Origin of the sequence: Streptomyces sp. HUAS YS2, from assembly GCF_033343995.1 — a bacterium.
Taxonomy (GTDB): Bacteria; Actinomycetota; Actinomycetes; order Streptomycetales; family Streptomycetaceae; genus Streptomyces; species Streptomyces solicathayae.
In genome coordinates this window covers 7620443-7639843 of record NZ_CP137573.1, presented here as the reverse complement: position 1 = coordinate 7639843, position 19401 = coordinate 7620443, and the positions used below count along the sequence as shown (strand labels likewise).

18 protein-coding genes are annotated in these 19401 nt (G+C 73.0%); 9 read left to right on the top strand and 9 right to left on the bottom strand.

Annotation, left to right across the window (positions count from 1 at the left end; all coding sequences use genetic code 11):
* The first annotated feature begins 6 nt into the window (after nt 1–6).
* Nucleotides 7–627, top strand: coding sequence for a DUF4232 domain-containing protein (locus R2D22_RS34890; protein ID WP_318109248.1), 621 nt, complete (start codon nt 7–9; stop codon nt 625–627).
* Here R2D22_RS34890 and R2D22_RS34885 read toward each other — a convergent pair.
* From R2D22_RS34885 to R2D22_RS34875, 3 genes are all read right to left on the bottom strand, one after another.
* On the bottom strand, nt 624–1439 hold the full coding sequence (locus R2D22_RS34885) for an NAD(P)-binding domain-containing protein (protein WP_318109247.1): 816 nt from the start codon (nt 1437–1439) through the stop codon (nt 624–626). The two genes, R2D22_RS34890 and R2D22_RS34885, sit on opposite strands and share 4 nt — an antisense overlap.
* A 34-nt stretch (nt 1440–1473) precedes the next feature.
* Entirely contained in the window at nt 1474–2208 is a 735-nt protein-coding gene (locus R2D22_RS34880; protein ID WP_318109246.1) for a translation initiation factor IF-2, read from the bottom strand.
* A 147-nt stretch (nt 2209–2355) separates the two neighbouring features.
* Entirely contained in the window at nt 2356–4458 is a 2103-nt protein-coding gene (locus tag R2D22_RS34875) for an ATP-binding protein (RefSeq protein WP_318109245.1), read from the bottom strand.
* A gap of 230 nt (nt 4459–4688) precedes the next feature.
* On the opposite strand from R2D22_RS34875, the gene R2D22_RS34870 reads away from it, so the two are divergent.
* The 3 genes from R2D22_RS34870 to R2D22_RS34860 all read left to right on the top strand — a co-directional run bounded on the left by R2D22_RS34870 (nt 4689) and on the right by R2D22_RS34860 (nt 5488).
* Complete coding sequence (locus R2D22_RS34870; protein ID WP_318109244.1) at nt 4689–4892, top strand: hypothetical protein; 204 nt, start codon at nt 4689–4691, stop codon at nt 4890–4892.
* Nucleotides 4889–5242, top strand: a complete 354-nt coding sequence (locus tag R2D22_RS34865) for an ArsR/SmtB family transcription factor (protein ID WP_318109242.1) — start codon at nt 4889–4891, stop codon at nt 5240–5242. The genes R2D22_RS34870 and R2D22_RS34865 overlap by 4 nt, the downstream gene beginning before the upstream one ends.
* 126 nt (nt 5243–5368) lie before the next feature.
* On the top strand, nt 5369–5488 hold the full coding sequence (locus R2D22_RS34860) for a DUF6126 family protein (RefSeq protein ID WP_318110168.1): 120 nt from the start codon (nt 5369–5371) through the stop codon (nt 5486–5488).
* Nucleotides 5489–5522: 34 nt separating this feature from the next.
* Here R2D22_RS34860 and R2D22_RS34855 read toward each other — a convergent pair whose 3' ends face one another.
* On the bottom strand, nt 5523–5906 hold the full coding sequence (locus R2D22_RS34855; RefSeq protein WP_318109240.1) for an STAS domain-containing protein: 384 nt from the start codon (nt 5904–5906) through the stop codon (nt 5523–5525).
* 119 nt (nt 5907–6025) lie between these two features.
* Here R2D22_RS34855 and R2D22_RS34850 point away from each other — a divergent pair, with 119 nt between their 5' ends.
* The 4 genes from R2D22_RS34850 to R2D22_RS34835 all read left to right on the top strand — a co-directional run bounded on the left by R2D22_RS34850 (nt 6026) and on the right by R2D22_RS34835 (nt 13774).
* Nucleotides 6026–7045, top strand: a complete 1020-nt coding sequence (locus tag R2D22_RS34850) for a hypothetical protein (RefSeq protein WP_318109238.1) — start codon at nt 6026–6028, stop codon at nt 7043–7045.
* Between the two features lie 134 nt (nt 7046–7179).
* A complete protein-coding gene (locus R2D22_RS34845) occupies nt 7180–9270 on the top strand; it encodes a SpoIIE family protein phosphatase (RefSeq protein WP_318109236.1) in 2091 nt (696 codons plus the stop codon).
* 11 nt (nt 9271–9281) lie between these two features.
* On the top strand, nt 9282–12029 hold the full coding sequence (locus R2D22_RS34840) for a SpoIIE family protein phosphatase (RefSeq protein ID WP_318110166.1): 2748 nt from the start codon (nt 9282–9284) through the stop codon (nt 12027–12029).
* 104 nt (nt 12030–12133) lie between these two features.
* Nucleotides 12134–13774 carry a GMC oxidoreductase gene (locus R2D22_RS34835; protein ID WP_318109235.1) on the top strand — a complete coding sequence of 547 codons (1641 nt, stop codon included), beginning with the start codon at nt 12134–12136 and terminating at the stop codon, nt 13772–13774.
* A 7-nt stretch (nt 13775–13781) separates the two neighbouring features.
* Here the strand turns inward: R2D22_RS34835 and R2D22_RS34830 are convergent, their stop codons facing one another.
* Together R2D22_RS34830 and R2D22_RS34825 are read right to left on the bottom strand one after the other, a co-directional pair.
* A complete protein-coding gene (locus tag R2D22_RS34830) occupies nt 13782–14261 on the bottom strand; it encodes a carboxymuconolactone decarboxylase family protein (protein ID WP_318109234.1) in 480 nt (159 codons plus the stop codon).
* Entirely contained in the window at nt 14258–15340 is a 1083-nt protein-coding gene (locus tag R2D22_RS34825; protein ID WP_318109233.1) for an NAD(P)H-dependent amine dehydrogenase family protein, read from the bottom strand. Before R2D22_RS34825 ends, R2D22_RS34830 begins: the two co-directional genes overlap by 4 nt.
* A 160-nt stretch (nt 15341–15500) precedes the next feature.
* Here R2D22_RS34825 and R2D22_RS34820 point away from each other — a divergent pair, with 160 nt between their 5' ends.
* On the top strand, nt 15501–16568 hold the full coding sequence (locus R2D22_RS34820) for a hypothetical protein (protein ID WP_318109232.1): 1068 nt from the start codon (nt 15501–15503) through the stop codon (nt 16566–16568).
* Between the two features lie 84 nt (nt 16569–16652).
* Here the strand turns inward: R2D22_RS34820 and R2D22_RS34815 are convergent, their stop codons facing one another.
* The 3 genes from R2D22_RS34815 to R2D22_RS34805 all read right to left on the bottom strand — a co-directional run bounded on the left by R2D22_RS34815 (nt 16653) and on the right by R2D22_RS34805 (nt 19401).
* Nucleotides 16653–17126, bottom strand: a complete 474-nt coding sequence (locus tag R2D22_RS34815) for an SRPBCC family protein (RefSeq protein WP_318109231.1) — start codon at nt 17124–17126, stop codon at nt 16653–16655.
* 117 nt (nt 17127–17243) lie between these two features.
* Nucleotides 17244–17657, bottom strand: a complete 414-nt coding sequence (gene yidD, locus R2D22_RS34810; protein WP_318109230.1) for a membrane protein insertion efficiency factor YidD — start codon at nt 17655–17657, stop codon at nt 17244–17246.
* An 88-nt stretch (nt 17658–17745) separates the two neighbouring features.
* Nucleotides 17746–19401, bottom strand: a complete 1656-nt coding sequence (locus R2D22_RS34805) for a M4 family metallopeptidase (protein WP_411977111.1) — start codon at nt 19399–19401, stop codon at nt 17746–17748.

The following is a 19401-nucleotide window of genomic DNA, read 5'->3' as shown; positions in this document are numbered from 1 at the left end:
CGCGCCATGACCGGCATACCCGCTCGGCCCGCCCTGTTCCTGGTGGCCCTCAGCGTCCTGACGTCCGCGTGCGGGCTCTCGGCCGAACTCGACCGCGAGGCCGACCCGGCACGCACGGCCTCCCGGGCGCGCCCCGCCGCATCGCCGCCCGCAGCCGACGTCCCGCCCACGCCGCCGTTCGAGATACCCGATTCCCTTTGTCCCACCACGGGGCTGCGGGCGTCGACGAGCATGGTGACCGCGGCGATGGGGCTGCGCGCCATGACGGTGACGCTGACGAACTGCGGCCGGGCGGACCGGCGGCTCGAAGGGTATCCGGACGTCCGCGTGCGGGGCGCCGACCGCAAGCCCATGCCCGTCACCGTCCTGAAGGGGCCGGGGCCGATCACGACGCTCGAGGACCCCGGCCCGCACCCCGTGCCGCTGAAGCCCGGCGAGTCCGCGTACAGCGTCTTCGTCTGGCGCTACTCGGCCGTGGACGCGGCGACGCTCGACGGCAGCGGCGTGTACGTGGAGATCGCCCCGGCCGCGGGTGTCCCCCGGCAGACGGTGGAGCCGGACGGCGGCCTCGACATCGGCGACACGGGTCTCCTGGGGACGACGGCGTGGCAGAAGACGGCCGACTAGCCCCGCTCCGCCATCGGCGATCGTCCCCCGTCGTCGGCCGCGCGGTCGGCTCCGAGGTCGACGAGCAACGCGTCCAACGCGGCAGTCAGGGCCTCGGAGTTGGCCGGGTCGAACCAGGTCGTGCGGATGCGTTCGTTGCTGCCCCTGGGGGTCTCGTGGTCGGCGGCGAGCTGCCGCAGGGCACGGGTCTCGTCACTCAGGGAGCGGCCGACCCCCTGGAAGAGACCGCGCACGTAACGCTCCGCGTCCTCTGCGGGAACGCCGTGCCGGGTGGCCCAGGCGGTGAGCGTGGCGAGGTACGCGTAGTGGGTGGTCAGCGTCCCGGTCAGGGCGGAGAAGACGTCGAACGCCTGCTCGTCGGCGACCGGGAGCACGCCGCCCAGGTGCTCGAAGAGGGCGTCCGTCGCCGGGTGGGACGGCCATGTCACGGTGACAGAGCGCCGTTCGCGCACGGCGGGCAGCGGTACGGCCCGGACGATGGGCGCCTCGGTGGCGAGGGTCCGGCGCAGGTCGTCGTTGGCGACCCCGGCCATCACGTTGACCACCACCTTGTCGCCGGCCACCCGCAGGCCGGCCAGCGCGTCGTGCCGGTCGTCCCTGCGGACGGCGATGACCACCACCTCGGAGCGGTCCACCACTTCCTGGTTGCCGGCGCACACCCGCACGCCCACGTGACGCTCGGCCAGCTCGGCGGACGCACGGGCTCCCCGGGGCGAGAGGAACACCTCCGGCGCCGCGTCGCCCCCGTCGCGGAGGCCCGTCACGATGGCCCGGCCGATCTCGCCGACGCCGATGATCCCGATGTGCCGCACTGTCTCTCCTCTTCGTCCTGCTGCTCGTGGCCGTTCAGTGCGGTGGCGGTTGCGGGGTCAGGGCGTTGGCGATGCCGCAGCCACCTTCTCCGGGCATCCGCTGGATCCGGGTCGGCACCCACACCTCGGTGGCACCGGGGCTCACGCGGGCGAGAAGGCAGTCCTGCGCGTCGAAGCCGTTGCCCTGCACCGACAGCAGCACGCCGACCCGGCCGCCCTCCGCCTTCACCTCGGTACGTATCGCCGGATCCAGGTCCAGGGCGGCGAGCGTACGGCGCACCTCGGCCTCGTCCACCGTGCCCCCCGCCGGCACCTCGGGAAGTTTCGCGCGGAGCCGCTCGTACGGCAGCTCGGGCGGTTCGGGTGGCGCGGCGAAGGCCATCGGAGGTCCGTCCGGGCAGTCCACGTCACGGGGTTCCTGACGCCACTCCGACTTGGGCGACACCCGCACCGAAAAACAGCGCCGCACGACGACCTCCTCCACGTCGAGCCAGTCGTTGTACGCGGAGCCGGTCGTGCGGACGACCACCTCGATGCCGTCCCCGTCGTGCGTCGAGGTACCCGTCAGGCCCAGTACCTCCACCCCGTCGATCCCGGAAGCGGAACGCCCGACCTCCTCCGCCGTACGCGGACGCTGGCCGTACAGCCGCTCGCCCGCCTTCCTGGCGACCTCCCGTGCCTCGTCCGTCGCCTCGCCCTCGGAGGACTGCACCACCCCGCAGCCGACGGTGAACAGCAACAGCGGGGCGAGCAGCAGCAGTCGGCGCATGCGTTCACCCTTCCGGCACCGCGCGCGGCGGACCACAGTTCGCGTACTCAGATCGGTTGGGTGATCGTACTCAGTCGCTCCGACAGGCGACGGGGGACCCCGCGCAAGGCACCCCTGACCGCCGGCCCGTCCTCCGAGCCCTGATTCTCAGCTGTGGGGGCCCGCTGTGCCGGTGGCGGTCAGGGCGGGGAGTTGGGGGGCCGTGCCGCCGCCGGAAACCGTCGGGAGGAGGACGGTGCCGGCGGCGCCCGACTCGATGTCGGCGAGCAACTGACGCACCGCCGCGGTGCCGTGGGGAGCGGGCAGGCGGGAGTCCAGGTGGGCGAGGATGCGCCGGCCGCGACGCCAGGCGCGGCCGGTGCGGCCGTCCCGGTGGTCGACGAGGGCGAGGGCGTAGCGGGCGACCAGGCAGGCCCACGCGTCGCCGCGGATGCCCGGCAGGGTCAGGGCGCGGCGAGCCGCGCGGCGCGCGGACCTCGGGTCGTCGCCCGCGCGGGTCACCGCGAGGGCGGCCAGGCTGACCGCCGCCGACAGCCCGCCGGGCGCGAGCAGCGGGATCGTTTCCGCAGCCTCCGTGAAGTGCCCGGCGGCGCGATCCCGGTCGCCGTCGTACAGCGCCAGCACCCCCTGGACGTGCGCGATGCGTCCGACCGTGGCGTCGTCACCGGCGAGGACGGCGGCCGGCCAGGCGTGCCGCAGGAGTTCGGCGGCCTCGTCCGCGCCGCTCGCAACGCTCAGCCAGGCCGCCAGCCACATCCCGCGCGCGGTGAGCGGGCTGTCGGGGCGGCACAGCGGCAGCAGCTCCGCCAGGTGCCGTCGGCCCTCGTCGCGTGCGTCGTACACGACCCACCAGAACCACAGGTCGAGGACCGCCTCCAGCGCGGCCTCCGCCCGTTCGGGCTGCTGCGGAGCGTGCGCGAGCGCGGCCCTGAGGTCGTCCGCCTCGTCCTGGACGAGGCGGACGGCCTGCGCCTGACAACCCGTGCTCCACAGGTTCTCGGCGACCGCCGCGGTCCGCTGCACATGGATCGCACGGCGCTCCGCGGCGACCTCCGACTCCCGCGCCGCGGCCAGCCGTTCGCGGCCGAAGTCGCGCGCGGCCGGCGCCATGCGGTAGCGGGGTTCGCGAGTGCCTCCGGGGTCACGCTCGAAGGTCAGCACGCCGACCGCCGCCAGGCGAGCCAGGCAGGCGGGCACCGTGGACTCGTCCAGGCCGCCACCCGTGCAGACGAACACGGCCGTGGACTCGTCGAACGGCCCGGCGAGGATGCCCGCCCTGCCCCACACGATCCGCTCCTCCCGGTCGCACAGGACGTACGCCGCGGCCACGGCGTCGCGCAGCGAGCGGTGACGCGGCACGGCCGCGTGCGGTGCGTTCAGCCAGAGCTGGTGCTCCGCGACGCGGTGCGCCAGGCCGGCGGCCCCGTGGCGGTCCAGCTGCGCCGCGGCGAGTTCGATCGCGAGCGGGAGGCCGCCGAGCGCGCGGCACACGTCGGTCACCGCACGCAGGTCGACGGGGTCGAGGCCGTCCGCGTCGACGCCCGCGTCGCGGGCCCGTTCCAGGAACAGCTCGACGGCGGGCGGGAGGCATCGGCCGGGTGAGGGCTCCGCCCCCAGAGACGCGAGTCGGAGCACGCCCTCGCCGCCGAGGCCGAGCGGCTTGCGGGCCGTGACCAGGACTCGCAGCGTCGGCACGTGCTCCAGGAGGGACTGCACGAGGCCCACGCATTCCGCGTGCACCGGATCGATGTCGTCGAGGAGCAGGAGCACGTCGGCGTCGCGCCAGCGTTCGGCCAGGTCCCGAACCGCCGCCAGGCCGTGGACCGCCGGTCCGATGGCCTCGACCCGACGGCGGACGGCGGCGTCGGCGCATGCGCCTGCGGCGCGCGGGCCGTCCGGCCCGGACCCCGTACGCGTCTCTCCCGTACGCGTCTCCCTCGTACGCGTCTCCCTCATCCCCGACCCCGCTCGTCGCCGCCGGCCCCCCGCTGCCGCCTCCACCACCGCCGCGGTCAGCGCGCCCGGTGCGCCCGGCTTCGTGCCGGGCCAGCGGACGAGGACGACGCGCCGGCCAGGTACGCGCGCGAGGCCGGCCCGTACGGTCGCGGCGAGGCGGCTCTTGCCGACCCCGACCGGGCCGGCGACCGTGACCACGCGGTGCCGTGCCAGAAGCCGTCTCAGCGCCACCGTCTCCTCGTCCCGGCCGACCAGGCCGTGTGGCGCCCCGCGCCCGCACTCCGGTGTCCCCACGTCCGCCAACTCCCCGTCGCAGTCCTTCACCACCCGTGCAGAACCGTTTCACTGCACGACGTCACGGCAACCTCAACGGCCCGATGCGCCCCGGGGTGTCGTCGAGTCGCCGAGGACCACCCGTGTCACGGATTGCCCGAACGGCTGACCGACGGGGGCGGTCCGGCGCCCGCAGCCCCTAGAATTGAAGAGTTCTTCAATTCGCCAGTTGGCCGAGCAGGGAGGGTGGCGTGAGTACGTTCGCCGAAGCGGTACTGGAGCGCGTCCGCGCGGCGCGCGCCCGGCTGGAGGCGGCGCGGGGGGCCGGCGACGCCTTCGACGCGGCCATGGCCGAGGACGAGCTGGAGGACGCCCTGCGCCTGGCGCGCAAGCACGGCATCGCCACGGAACCGTCCGCCCCGACGGAGGGCGTGGGCGAGGTGGGCGAGGCGTGAAGGCGCTTCCCGTACCGCTCTACCAGGCCAAGGCGGAGTTCTTCCGGATGCTCGGACACCCGGTGCGCATCCGCGTCCTCGAACTGCTGCAGGACGGGCCGCTGCCGGTCCGCGAGCTGCTCACGGCGATCGAGATCGAGCCGTCGAACCTCTCGCAGCAGCTCGCCGTCCTGCGCCGCTCGGGCATCGTCACCGCGACCCGCGAGAGTTCCACGGTGGTGTACGAGCTGGCCGGCGGCGACGTCGCGGAGCTGCTGGGCGCCGCGCGGCGGATCCTGTCCGAGCTGCTCGCGGGGCAGCAGGAGCTCCTGGCCGAGCTGCGCGAGGCGGACGCCGGTTCGACGCGCTGATTTCGACGTGCCGAAGAACCGTACGCGCGCGAACGAGAGACGACCCGGAGAGAGAAACCGAGGATGAGCGTGAACAAGGACATGACGGAGCGGGCGCAGGCACAGGACACCCCGCCGCAGAAGGACATGGAGCGGTGGAAGGAGCGCGGCGTGATGCTGCGCGTCTTCGTGTACGTGTTCGCCACCCACGCCTTCGCCGGGTTCGTGTGGCTGCTGTTCTACGTGGGGCAGAACGCCCAGAAGTAGGGCCCGTACGCTCCGGACCGCGCCCGTACGGCCGTCACTCCGGCCAGTCGTCGCTGCGCCATTCCCGCTGCTCGCCTCCGCAGCCCTGGTGCGCGGCCAGCGCGCTGGTCAGGTCGCAGTGCACGGTCATCGGCGGACCCCCGGCGTCGGGGACGAGCGAGCCGTCGGCCGGTATCGCCGCGAGTTCCAGCGGGCGCCCCTCGGCGGCGAGACGCCGCGCAGCCTCCGCCACCGCGAGCTGACCGCGGACGGTCCAGCCCCGCAGCTCGGTCAGGTCCAGGATCACCGGCCCGCTCCCCCGGGCCAGCGCCCAGCCGACGGCCCCCGTGAAGCGGCCGACGGCGTCCGGGCCGAGGTGACCGGCGAGGGAGAGCACCCCCAGGCCGGGGTGCGTGGTGTAGCGCCATTCGATGGTCACGCATCACCTCCGTCCTCTCGGCTTCCGTCACCACTCGACCACGATCACGGTCCCGCCGCTCGGCGCGAGGGCCGGGCGGGCGGGCGGCGGTGTCAGTGGTGTCCTCTACCGTCGTGATCATGGACAGGGAACTGTCGGCCGAAGAGCTGGTGCCGCTGTTGGGGGACGCCGACGACAAGGTCCGGCGGCGTGCCGTTCGGGCGTTCCGTGACGCGGGCGACGCCGCCGTTCCCGTACTGCTGCGCGTACGCCGGGCTCCCGCGACCGGTCCGCGGGTACGGGCGACGGCACTCGAGGCGCTCGCCGGGGCCGTCGGGCCGGCGGCCCTGGACGAGTCGGACCGGGAGGCGCTGCGGCGGCTGACCCGGATCAGGCGGATCGACGAGGCACCCGAGCCCATGCACGTGTGCGGGTCCTGGTTCGCGGTCCCGACCGCCGACCGGGGGGCCGTGCTCGACGCGTTCGACCTGGCCGGGGCCGAGCCGGTGACCCTGCGGACCGGGGCGGGAGCGTGGACCCACGACCTCCACGACTGGGGGCGGCAGGGCGACCACCTGAAGTGCGCGCGGGTCTTCGTCAGTCCCGTCCTGGACGGCTGGACGCTCGTGTTCGGCAAGCGTTCGGAGGACGCTCACGCCCTGCGCGACGCGCCCGAGGGCGACCACGAGACCGTCCGGCGGCGGGTCGTCGAGGAGCGGTGCGCCGAGCTGGGCCGCCGTTTCGGGCGGGCGCAGTGGTACGGGATGAGCTGCGGGGACGGGTGGACGGCCTGGTGCGTCGCCGAGGGCGCGGAGGTGGTGCGGTACTACGACGCCTTCGGCGTCGACGCGGCGGGCGACCCCGGGCCGCGGCACCCCGCGGAGGCCGGCTTCCGGCTGCCGCACGAGCCCAGCGGTCTGCCGCTCGGCGCCTTCGACGGCCTCGACCTGTCGGACGCCCACGCGGCCCTGGCCCGCGTCCGCCGGATCATGGCGGAGCACGGCATATCCGAGCAGTGCGCCGCCACGGACATCGCGGAGCGGCTCTCCGTCAGCCCGGCCGCCCTGGGCCCACACACGAGGATCGAGGGCCAGGGGGTGCTCGCCCTGACCGCCTGCGGGCGGGAGCACGGCCACCCGCCGGGCGCCCTCCCGTTCTGACCCGCTGCGGACGCCCGTCACGGACGCCCACCCTCGGGCCCCCGCCACGGACGCCCGCCACATGCTGCCGAGAGTCTGGGGCGGGCGCAGCATGGAAGTAGCGCACGTGGGTCGGCGGGCGGAGGGAGCAACGTGTGACGGCCGAATCCTTCCGGGCGGACGACGAGGGGGCGACGGGTGTGCCGTCGGGGCCGCGGGGGCTGCTCGACATACTCGGCGTCGCCGCCGTCCTGCTGGACGTCAACGGGCGGATCGCGCTCTGGAGCCCGCACGCCGAGGAGCTGTTCGGCTACAGCGCCGCCGAGGCGCTGGGCCAGTACGCCGCCCCGCTGCTGGTGGACGAGGAGCACCTGGACGAGGTGGTCCAGCTGTTCGCCCGGGTCCTGACCAGCGGGGAGAGCTGGGCGGGCACGTTCCCGATACGGCACAAGAACGGCGACACGCGGCTGGTGGAGTTCCGCAACATGCGGCTGCAGGACGACCTGGGTGACTGGTACGCGCTCGGCATCGCCGCCGACCACTCCACGGTCAGCCGGGTCGAGGCGAACCTCGCGCTGTCCGAGCAGCTGGTCGCGCAGTCCCCGACGGGTCTGGCCCTGCTGGACACCGAGCTGCGATACGCACTGGTCAACCCCACCATCGCCCGTATGAACGGAGTGCCTGCGGAAGAGCACGTGGGGCGCCGCATCCACGAGGTGCTGCCGCATCTGGACCCCGCGCCGGTGGAGAAGCTACTGCGAGAGGTACTCCGGACCGGCACACCCATCGTGGATATGTACATGGCGGTAGAGACACCGGCGACCCCCCATGAGGAACGCACCTACTCGGTGTCGTTCAACCGCCTGGTGGGACCGCACGGGCGGATCCTCGGCGTGGCGTGCTCCGTCGTGGACGTCACCGAGCGCCACCGCGCTTCGAAGGAGGCGGAGCGCAGTCGGCGGAGGCTCGCGCTGATCGCGGACGCGTCGGCGCGGGTGGGCACGACGCTGGAGGTGGAGCGGACCGCGCGGGAGCTGGTCGACGTCACCGTGCCCGAGCTCGCGGACGTGGCCGCGGTGGACGTGCTGGACTCCGTCCTGTCCCTGCGCCGTCCCGGCGCCCCGGACCGGGGTCCGGAGCTGTTCCGGGCTCTGGCGATCAAGACCGAGGGGCCCTCGGAGGCGGCGGAGGCCGCCGACCCGACCGGCCGCCCCGCCATGTACGGCGAGGACCGGCTGGTCACGGAATGCGTGCACACCGGCCGTCCGGTCTCCGTGCCGCACGTCGGGCCCGAGGACCTGCTCCGGATCGCGCGCAACCCGGAGGCGGCCGAGCATCTGCGGCGCGCAGGCGTGCACTCGTATCTCGCGGTGCCGCTCATCGCCCGCGGCGAGGTGCTGGGCGCGCTCACCCTCGCGCGGACGAACGACCCTCTGCCGTTCGACGAGGACGACGTACTGCTGGCCGGCGAGCTGGCGGCGCGCGCGGCGGTCAGCATCGACAACGCTCGCTGGTACCAGAGCGTGCGCAACTCCGCCGTGACGCTGCAGCGCAGCCTGCTGCCCGGACAGCCGGCACACGCCCCCGGCCTCGAGGTCGCAGCCCGCTACGTGCCCGCGCACGCCTCCAGCGAGGTGGGCGGCGACTGGTACGACGTCATCCCGCTGTCCGGCGACAAGACCGCGCTGGTCGTGGGCGACGTCATGGGCAGCGGCATCGACGCGGCGGCGACGATGGGCCGGCTGCGGACCGCGACCTGCGCGTTCGCGGATCTCGACCTCGATCCGGCGGAGGTGCTCCGGCACCTGGACCGGATCACGGAGGGCCTGGAGCACTACATCGCGACCTGTCTGTACGCGGTCTACGACCCGCGGCGCGGCGAGTGCCGGATGGCCAACGCCGGCCATCTGCCGCCCGTGCTGGTGCACGCGGGGCCCCGCCCCGCCGAACTCGTCGATCTGCCGAGCGGGGTGCCGCTGGGCGTGGGCGGGGTGTCCTTCGAGACGACCCGGGTGCCGTTCGGGGTCGGGGACCGGCTGGTGCTGTACACCGACGGGCTGGTCGAGACCCGGCACGATCCCCTCGACGAGCGGCTCGCGGCCCTGGTGGCCCTGCTGGAGGTGAACGGGCGCTCGCTGGAGGAGACCTGCGACCGGCTGCTCGACGCGATGCGGAACCCGGGGGACCCGGACGACGTCGCCCTGCTCGTCGCCCGGAGCCGTCCGCCGGGAGGTGGGGCCGGGTGAACCGTAAGGGCATGCGGGGCGAGCGCTCCAAGTCCCCCCGGATCCTGCGCAGCGTCGCGGGGCAGGTGTTCGCGCTGACGGCGATGATCGTGGTGCTGTTGAGCACCGCGGCGGTGGTGGCGCTCGTCCTGCAGGCCCGGTACGACAGCGAGCGCGACGCCCGCAACCGGTCCCTGGCCTCCGCCGAGGCGTTCGCCCACTCCCCCGGCATGGAGGCCGCTCTGAAGTCCGGCGACCCGACGGCGGCGCTGCAGCCGCTGACGGAGGCCGCGCGGACCGCGTCGGGTCTCGACTTCATCGCCGTGATGACGCCGGACGGGTTGCGCTACACCGACGCGCGCCCGGAGCTGATCGGACAGAAGGCCACCGGGAACATACAGCGCGCGGCGGGCGGGGAGTCGTTCACCGAGCTCTACAAGGGCGAGCCGGCGGACGGGGTGCGAGCCATCGTGCCCATCCGGGACACGCACGGTGTGGTGATCGCTCTGGTCAGCACCGGGGTCGAGCTGCAGAACATCTCCGACGTGGTGGAGGGCCAGCTCCCGTTGATCATCAGTGCCGGTGTGGTCACGCTGGCGCTCGCGATCGGCGGCGCGTTCCTGGTGAGCCGTCGGCTCCGGCGGCAGACCCGTGGCCTGGGCCCGGACGAGCTGTCCCGGATGAACGAGCATCACGAGGCGGTGCTGCACGCGGTCCGCGAGGGTGTGCTCATCATCGGGCCCGACCGCCGGCTGATGCTCGCCAACGACGAGGCGCGCCGGCTGCTGGGGCTGACGGCCGACGCGGAGGGCCGGCACGTCACTGAACTGGGCCTGGAGCCGCGGACGTCCGCGCTGCTGGCCTCCGGTCGGCCGGCCACGGACGAGGTGCATCTGTCCGGCGACCGGCTGCTCGCGGTGAACGTCCGCCCGACCGAGGGCTTCGGGGGCCGGCACACCGGCACGGTGATGACGCTGCGGGACTCGACGGAGCTGGCGGTGGTGTCCGGGCGGGCGGAGGTCACCGGGCGCCGGCTGCATCTGCTGTACGACGCCGGCGTGCGGATCGGTACGACGCTGGACGTGGTGCGGACGGCGGAGGAGCTGGCGGAGGTGGCGGTGCCGCGGTTCGCGGACTTCGTCACGGTGGAGCTGCTGGATCCGGTGCTGCGCGGCGAAGAGCCGTCGGGCGCGTACACGGAGATGCGGCGGGCCGCGCTGTCCGGAGTCCGCGCCGAGAACCCGCTGCAGCCGGTGGGCGACGTGGTCCGTTTCGTGGTGCCGACGACGCCGATGGCGGTGGCGCTGGACGAGGGCCGGGCGGTTCTGGAGGCGGACCTCACGACGGCCGAGGGGTGGAGGATGCAGGACCCGGAGGGTGCGGCGCAGGCTCTCACGTACGGCCTGCACTCGCTGGTCGCGGCGCCGTTGCAGGCCCGCGGGGTGGTCCTGGGCATGGCGAACTTCTGGCGGGCGGACGCCCCGGAGCCGTTCGACGAGGAGGATCTGTCGTTCGCCGAGGAGCTGGCGGCGCGGGCGGCGGTCTCCATCGACAACGCGCGCCGGTTCACCCGGGAGCACACGATGGCGGTGGCGCTGCAGCGCAGTCTGCTGCCGCGGGCGCTGCCGGAGCAGACCGCGGTGTCGGTCGCCTCGCGCTACCTGCCGGCGGAGGCGGGGGTGGGCGGGGACTGGTTCGACGTGATCCCGCTGCCGGGCGCGCGCGTGGCGCTGGTGGTCGGGGACGTGGTGGGGCACGGGGTGCACGCGGCGGCGACGATGGGGCGGCTGCGGACGGCAGTGCTGAACTTCTCGACGCTGGACCTGCCGCCGGACGAGCTGCTCGGGCATCTGGACGAGCTGATCGACCGGATCGACCGGATCGACCAGTCGGCGGCCGAGGAGGACGGCGAGGGGCAGTCGGGCGGCGGATCGCGCGCGAGCATCACCGGCGCGACCTGTCTGTACGCGCTGTACGACCCGACGGACGGGCGCTGCACGATGGCGAGTGCGGGGCATCCGGGTCCGGCGCTGGTCCATCCGGACGGCCGGGTCGAGTTCCCGGACCTGCCGGCCGGGCTGCCGCTGGGGGTGGGGATCGGCGGGGTGCCGTTCGAGTCGGTGGAGGTGGAGCTGCCGGAGGCGAGCCGGCTGGTGCTGTTCACCGACGGCCTGCTCGAGGACCGGGGCCGGGACTTCGAGACCGGACTGGGGCTGCTGCGGGAGGCTCTGGCCCGCCCGACGCGTACGCCGGAGCAGACGTGTGCGGACGTGCTGGCGGCGCTGCTGCTGCCGGCGCCGAGCGACGACATCGCGCTGCTGGTCGCGGAGACCCGGCTGCTGGAGCCCCGGCGGATCGCGCAGTGGGACGTTCCGGCGGATCCGGCGCAGGTGAGCCGGATCCGGCAGGCGGCGTCGGCGCAACTCGAGGAATGGGGGCTCGGCGACATCGTGTTCACGACCGAGCTGATCCTCAGCGAGCTGGTCACGAACGCGATCCGGTACGGCGGGGAGCCGATCCGGGTGCGGCTGCTGCGCGACCGGGGTCTGATCTGCGAGGTGTCGGACAGCAGCAGCACCTCGCCGCACCTGCGGTACGCGGCGACGACCGACGAGGGCGGGCGCGGGCTGTTCCTGGTGGCGCAGCTCGCCGAGCGGTGGGGGACGCGGTACACGCAGCGCGGCAAGGTGATCTGGGCCGAGATGGAGTTCGGCGGCGGGGGCGCGGGGCCCGAGGGGCCGGTGCCGGATCTGGACGCGCTGGAGAGCCTGGCTTGGTGACGACCGCCAGGATTCCGCCATAAGTTACCGGTCGGTTTGTCGTGACTTCACACGCTCCCGCCAGTAGAACAAGCTCCCATTCGGTCGAGCGTGAGGAAGGTCACATGAGTGACTCCACCTTGCACAACGAGCGTTCTCAGGGTGTCTCCCGACGAAGATTCATCACTGGAACAGGTTCCATTGTCGGCGCTGCAGCGCTGACCGGTCCGCTGCTCCCGACCACCGCGCACGCCGCCCCCGCCCCGGTGCTCGCCTCCGGGGACAGGATCCCGGTCCTGGTGATCGGCACCGGCTACGGCGGCTCCGTCGCCGCGCTGCGGCTGGCCCGGGCCGGTGTCGACGTGCACATGGTCGAGATGGGCATGGCCTGGGACACCCCGGGGACTGACGGCAACATCTTCGCCAACACGACCCGGCCCGACTACCGCTCCTTCTGGCTGCGCACCCGCACCAAACAGCCGATCTGCCAGTTCCTCGGCTACCCCCTCGACAAGGACGTCCCGTGCTACACGGGCATCCTGGACGCCGAGGAGTTCGCCGGCATCACCGTCTACCAGGGGCGCGGCGTCGGCGGCGGTTCGCTCGTCAACGGCGGCATGGCGGTGACGCCGAGGCGCGAGAACTTCCAGGCGATCCTGCCGTCCGTGAACGCCGACGAGATGTACGGCCTCTACTACCCCCGGGCCAACGCCGGCCTCGGCGTCTCCGCCGTCGACCCGACGTGGTGGGAGAGCGCGGACTGTTACCAGTACGCGCGGGTGGGCCGCAAGCACGCCCAGCGGTCCGGCTTCCCGTTCGTCTTCGTGCCCAACGTGTACGACTGGGACTACATGAAGCAGGAGGCGGCCGGCGCGGTACCGAAGTCGGCGCTGGCGGCCGAGGTCCTGTACGGCAACAACCACGGCAAGAAGACCCTGCAGAAGACCTACCTGGCGCAGGCCCGCGCCACCGGCCGGGTCACCATCTCACCGCTGCACAAGGTCACCACGGTCACCCCGGCGGCCGGCGGCGGGTACACCGTGCTCATCGACCAGCTCGACACGGGCGGGGGCGTCACGGCCACCAAGTCGGTCACCGCCGACCGGGTGTTCTTCGCGGCCGGCAGTGTCGGCACCAGCAAGCTGCTCACCCGGCTCAAGGCCACCGGCGCGCTGCCGCTGCTCAACGGCGAGATCGGCAAGGGCTGGGGCGACAACGGCAACGTCATGTGCGGTCGCGCCAACCACATGTGGGACCCGACCGGCAAGCTCCAGTCGTCCATGCCCACCGCGGGCATCGACAACTGGGCCGCCGGCGGTGCGTTCGCCGAGGTCGCACCCCTGCCCACCGGGATCGAGACCTACGCCTCGTTCTATCTGTCGATCACCAAGAACCCGAACCGCGCGGAGTTCTCCTGGAACGCCGCGGCGGGCCGGGTGGAGCTCAGCTGGCAGACGGCCTGGAAGCAGGCGTCCATCGACATGGCGAAGAGCATCTTCGACAAGATCAACGCGAAGGAGGGAACGATCTACCGGACGGACCTGTTCGGCGCCTACAGGATCTGGGGCGACCATCTGACGTACCACCCGCTCGGCGGCGCCGTACTGAACCGGGCCACCGACAACTACGGCCGGCTGCACGGTCACCCGGGCCTGTACGTGATCGACGGCGCGCTGATCCCCGGCAACACCAGCGTGAACCCGTTCGTCACCATCACGGCGCTCGCGGAACGCAACATCGAACAGATCATCGCCGCCGATCTCTGACCGGCGGTCAATGCCCGGGCAGTACGCACACGGTGTCGAGGCCGAGGACGTGGTTGAGCCGGCCGAACGCCAGCCAGGAACCGATGCTCATGGTGAGTTCCACGATCTCGGTCTGGCTGTACTGCCCGGTCATCCGGGCCCAGAACTCCTCGTCGAGACCGTGATGGTCGAGCGCGTACCGCTCCGCGTACTCTGCCGCGAGACGCGTCCGCGCGTCGAAGGCCTCGGTCGTGCGCCACTGCGTCACCGCGTCAGCGAACTCCTCCTCGACCTTCACCCCGTCGCGCTCGGTGCGCCAGTCGAGGCAGAAGGCGCAGCCGTTGATCTGCGCGATGCGCAGCCGGGCGGCCTCGAACTCCCGCAGCCCCAGGGTGGTGTGCTCGTAGACGGAGAGCGAGAAGTTCGACGCGGCGAGGCCGATGCCGGGCACCATCTCGCCCCACACGTAGAGGATCGGGTCCTTGTCCTCGGGGATGTCGATCATCATGACTGCTGGTTCCTTCCGAGTCGGCCGGCTGCGGGGCGGAGCGGGACGTCCAGCGCGTCGTAGAGCCCGGGCGGGGCGTCGGCGAGCCAGTCCAGCGCGTTCACGAGGCGCCCCACGGCGGTGGCGTTGCCGCCCGCGGAACGGTTGGCGCCCTCGTCGACGGCCTCGACGGTCACCTCGATGCGCGGCCGCCCCTCGATGATCACGCGGTGCGCGCCGTCGCCGTTGGGTGGCGACGGCCAGTCGGGGGCGCAGGAGGGGTGGATGCGGGTGATGTGCTCGATGACGATGCGGGGCTCGCCCCCGACGATGCCCAGCACCTCGAAGCGGACCGCGCCCTGGGTGCCCGCCTCGAACGTGCCCATGGTGCGGGTCCCGACGGTGGTCTCGAGCGGCCGGCGCAGCAGCGTCTCGCGGATCTCGTCGAGCTCGACGCCGAGCGCGCGGGCCATGAGGCGGATCTGTCCGCCCCAGACCATCGTGGGGACGGACGGCAGGAGCATCGGGGGCTCGTAGTCCATGGGGTGCCCCATGCCGACCAGGTGGCGGACCGACTCCTCCTGCTCGTACGTGGAGTAGTCGAAGATCTCCTGGCAGCGGACCGCGTCGACCGTGGTGCCGAGGCCGGTCATCAGCAGTGGCAGCACGTCGTTGCCCCAGCCGGGGTCCACGCCCGAGACGAACAGCGAGCCGCCGCCCTCCTCGACGGCGGCGAGCACCGGGTCCCGCCACTCCGGAGGGGCGCTGCGATGGTCGTACAGCGGGTACAGCGCGGGCGTGACGACCACCGCGCCCTGCCGGACCGCCCGTACGACGTCGGCCAGTGCCTCGTCGGGGCGCAGGTCGCCGGAGGCCGCGTAGACGACGGCCCGCGGCCGGGCGGCGAGCACCGCGTCCACGTCGTCGGTGGCCACCACGCCGAGTTTCCCGTCGAGACCGGCGAGTTCGGCCGCGTCCCTGCCCACCTTGGCGCTGCTGTGCACCAGTACCGCGTCGAGCCGGAGCTCCGGATGGGCCGCGACGGCCCGGACGGACGCGCGGCCGACATTGCCCGTTCCCCACACCACCGTGGAAATCATGCGCGGAGGGTAACGGCGGGGCGTGGAGGTTCCCAGAGGCGTGCCGGGGAGAATTACGGCGGGTTCCGGGGACGGGATTCGGATCATTCACCCCAAGGGGTACGTATAGGGTGTCGGGGCAGATTCGTTTCCCCTCCCCGATCTTCCTGGAGCGTCATCGGTGACCGTCGTCCTCGACCCGTCCGAGACCACCGCCCTGTCCGAGCCCGCGGAGTGGGTGGAGCCGGCCGCCCGTCCCGTGCCCGAGGCGATCGTGCGCGACGCCCGGGAGTTCGGGGTCTACGCCCGCACCGGCGGCTGGGCGTTCGCGCTGAAGGTGGCGCGCAGCGTGCGGCCGGGCGGGCAGTCCGCGGAGGACTCCCCCAAGGTCTCGGCCAAGGCGTTCGGCGAGCTGGCGGGCTGCTCCGCCGAGCGGGTCATGCGCTACTACAAGGCGTGGGACATGGCCGCCGACGACGGGATCGTCCCGCAGTTCGAGGTGCTGGCCCCCGGCGAGGACATCGAGCTCCCGGACGCCGACGTGTGGCTGTCGTACTACACCTCCCGCTCCAGCGCCTCCTCCGTGCGCGGCCACGCGATCACGGCCGCCGCCGAGGCGGAGGGCATCCGGCCGACGAAGGCCCTGGAGGTCGCGGAGAACCCGACGGCGCTGCGGGCGGCGATCCTCGCCGATCCGGGCACCGCCGACGCCGCCCGCACCGCCCTCCTTGACCGGATGAAGGAGGACCCGGCGCTGCAGACCGAGATGGCCCGCGCGATCGCCCGCACCGACGGCCTGAAGAAGGCCGTGGCGGAGGAGAACAAGGCCGCGGACCGCATCGGGTACGTCCGCCAGATCGCCGAGAACGGCCAGATCCGGACGCCCGCCGGACAGACCGTCGAGGCGCCGGCGCAGCTGCGCGCGGAGGCCGAGCGGCACCTGTCGCTGATCGACGAACTCGACGACTCGGAGGAGGCCGGCGAGTGGGCCGGCGAGGCGTACGAGACGGTGAAGGGCCTGGTCGCGCGGGCGGTCGAGGAGGACCCCGAACTCCGGGTCCAGGAACGGCGGACGAAGTTCTACAGCAGCCTCCAGAAGGCCACCAAGGTCTTCGAGGAGCTGACGCTGGACGACGCCGCCGACTTCGACGACATCTACGAGGACGACATGGTGGCCCGCCTGGAGGCGCTGCGGCAGGCGCTCGAGACCTGTATCAGCGCGCTGCGGAAGGCGTCGCCGACGCAGTGAGGCGACGCGCGACCCCCGGCCCGGTGGTGACGGGATCGGGGGTCGGCGCCGCGGGCCGGCCGGGGATCGGCCTCAGGCCCGTGGTCAGCCCCGGGCCGCGGTCTCCCGGGCGATGCGGTCGAGCGTGGTGCGCATGCCGGCCCGGTTGACGGCGATCCGGCGCTCCGGGTTCGTACCGGCGAAGATCGCGCCGAGCCGGTCCGCGATCCTGCCGGTGCGGCCGCCGGTCCGCAGGTCCTGCCAGAACTCGGTGACGCGGGTGCCGGTGCCCTCCGGCTCGAAGCGGTAGCCCCAGCGGGCGATCGGCAGCCCGAACGCCTCGATGTCGAAGGTGAATTCGCGGTCCTGACGGGCCTGAGTCACGCGTCCGGTCGTGAACCAGAGGAACGGCCCGCGCCGGTTGAGCCCGACGAAGCGGGTCCCGCTCCGCGCCGGCGGGGCCGAGACGAGCACCTTCCGGCACTCCGGGCTCCACCGTCCCATGTTCCGCAGGTCGGACACGAGCCGGTACACCACCTCCGGAGGCGCGTCCATGACGGTGCTCTCCTCCAGGCTCATCTGCCGCTCCATCGCCCCGCACTCCCCTCGCCCTCACGGGCCGCGTCCGATCGTCCCTACTGGCCGGTACGGTAGCGGGCGCGCGGCCTCCCGTGGCGCTCGGGCCCGGAACTGCGTCTACTCCGGGACAGGATCCCGGAACCCCCGCCGGCGGGCCGCCCCGGGCCGGCACCGCAGCAGGCGCGCGACGACGAGTCGCACGCCCCGGCGCGCTCCGTGCCTGTGCAACGCCTGCACCGCGTACGTGGAACAGCTCGGCGTGTACGGGCAGCACGGCGGCAGCATGGGACTCACCTCGGTCCGGTAGTACCGGACGGCCTGGTACAGCGTCCCCGCCACCCGGCCGAGGGGACGAGGTGCCGCCGGGTCGACCGAGGGACGCGCGGGCCGGACGAGCATGCCGAAGACGGCGGTCAGCGAGAAGATCGAGCAACAGGGCCCGTACGCGGAGCAGGTGTCGAGCACCCCGACACAGCACCCGTCCTCGTCGCTCTTCTTCCGCTTCCTCGGTTTCCGCTGCTCATCGGCCATCTCCGGCACCTCCCCGTCGGCCCGGATCATACGTGCAGGGCCGCGCGTCGCTCTCGCGCGGCCCTGCCGGTACTGCGGTGTGGCGGGGTTACTTGACGTTGATCGCCGACCAGGCGGCCGCCACGGCAGTGGACTCCGCGCTGTTCGCGCCGTACAGGTCGTTCGCCGCCTGCAGGGTCGCCGTGCGGGCGCCCTTGTAGTCGGTGGAGGACGTCATGTACGTCGAGAGGGCCTTGTACCAGATCTTGTACGCCTTGACCCGGCCGATGCCCGTGACGGTGGAGCCGTCGGAGGTCGGGGAGTTGTAGCTGACGCCGTTGATGGTCTTGGCGCCACTGCCCTCGGAGAGCAGGTAGAAGAAGTGGTTGGCCGGGCCCGACGAGTAGTGCACGTCGAGGCGGCCGACGTTGCGGTCCCAGTAGTCGGCGGAGTTGCCGTCGCGGCTGGGCTTGTCCATGTAGCGCAGCGGGGTGCCGTTGCCGCGGATGTCGATCTTCTCGCCGATGAGGTAGTCGCCCGCGTCGGACGAGTTGGCGGCGAAGAACTCGACCGAGGTGCCGAGGATGTCGGAGGTGGCCTCGTTGAGGCCACCCGACTCGCGGCTGTAGCGCAGACCGGCGGTGGAGGCGGTCAGGCCGTGGGTCATCTCGTGGCCGGCCACGTCGAGCGAGGTGAGCGGCTTGAGGTTGCCCGCGCCGTCGCCGTACGTCATGCAGAAGCACTGGTCGGACCAGAAGGCGTTGACGTACGCGTTGCCGTAGTGGACGCGGGAGTAGGCGGCGACGCCGTCGCCCCGGATGCCGTTGCGGCCGAGCTCGTTCTTGTAGAAGTCCCAGGTGACGGCCGCGCCGTAGTGCGCGTCCGCGGCGGCCGTCTCGCGGTTGGAGGCGGAGCCGTTGCCCCAGACGTCGGTGCTGTTGGTGAACAGCGTGCCGGTGCCGTTGGTGCCGCCGGCGAGGTCGTACGTCTTGTGGCCACCGCGGGCGGTGTCCGTCAGCGTGAACGACGGGGCGGTGCCGAGGGTGACCTGACCGCTGTACTGGGTGTTGCCGGTGCCGGTCTCGATGGCCTCGTAGGAGTACAGCTCCTTGCCCGTGGCGGCGTCGGTGACGACGTGCCGCTCGCTCGGGGTGCCGTCGGCCTGGACCCCGGTGACGACGGTCTCCCAGGCGAGGACCGGCTTGCCGGTGGCGGCCCAGATCACCTTGCGGGCGGAGGACGCCGCGGCGTTCCTCTCCTCCGAGGCGGCGACCGCGGACTTCTTCGCGGTCGCGGCGGGCACGGCGGCGTCCGTGCTCGCGACGGATATGCGGGCGCCGGTCGCCTTGGTGGCGGAGCGCGCGCCGTTCTTCTTCTGGTGCACGACGAGGTCACCGCCGAGGACCGGGAGGCCCTCGTAGGTGCGCTCGAAGCGGGTGTGGACGGTGCCGTCGGCGTCCTTGACGACGTCCCGGACGACGAGGGCCTCGCGGTCGGACAGGCCGATCGCGCGTGCGGTGGCGGAGGCGTCGGCCTGCGCGCCCTTGAGCGCGGCGGTGCGCTCGGCGGAGGTCAGGACGACGGCGGTGGCAGCTGCCTCACGGTTGGCCGCGGTGGCGGCGCCGTTGGTGCCGGCGCTGGCCGATCCGCTCTGGATGCCGACGACGACCATGGCGGCCGAGGCGATCAGGGCGGCGGCGCGGGCGGTTCGCGCACGCTTCGGGGCGACGGCGGGGGTGTGGAGCGAGGACTGCTGGCGGGTCAC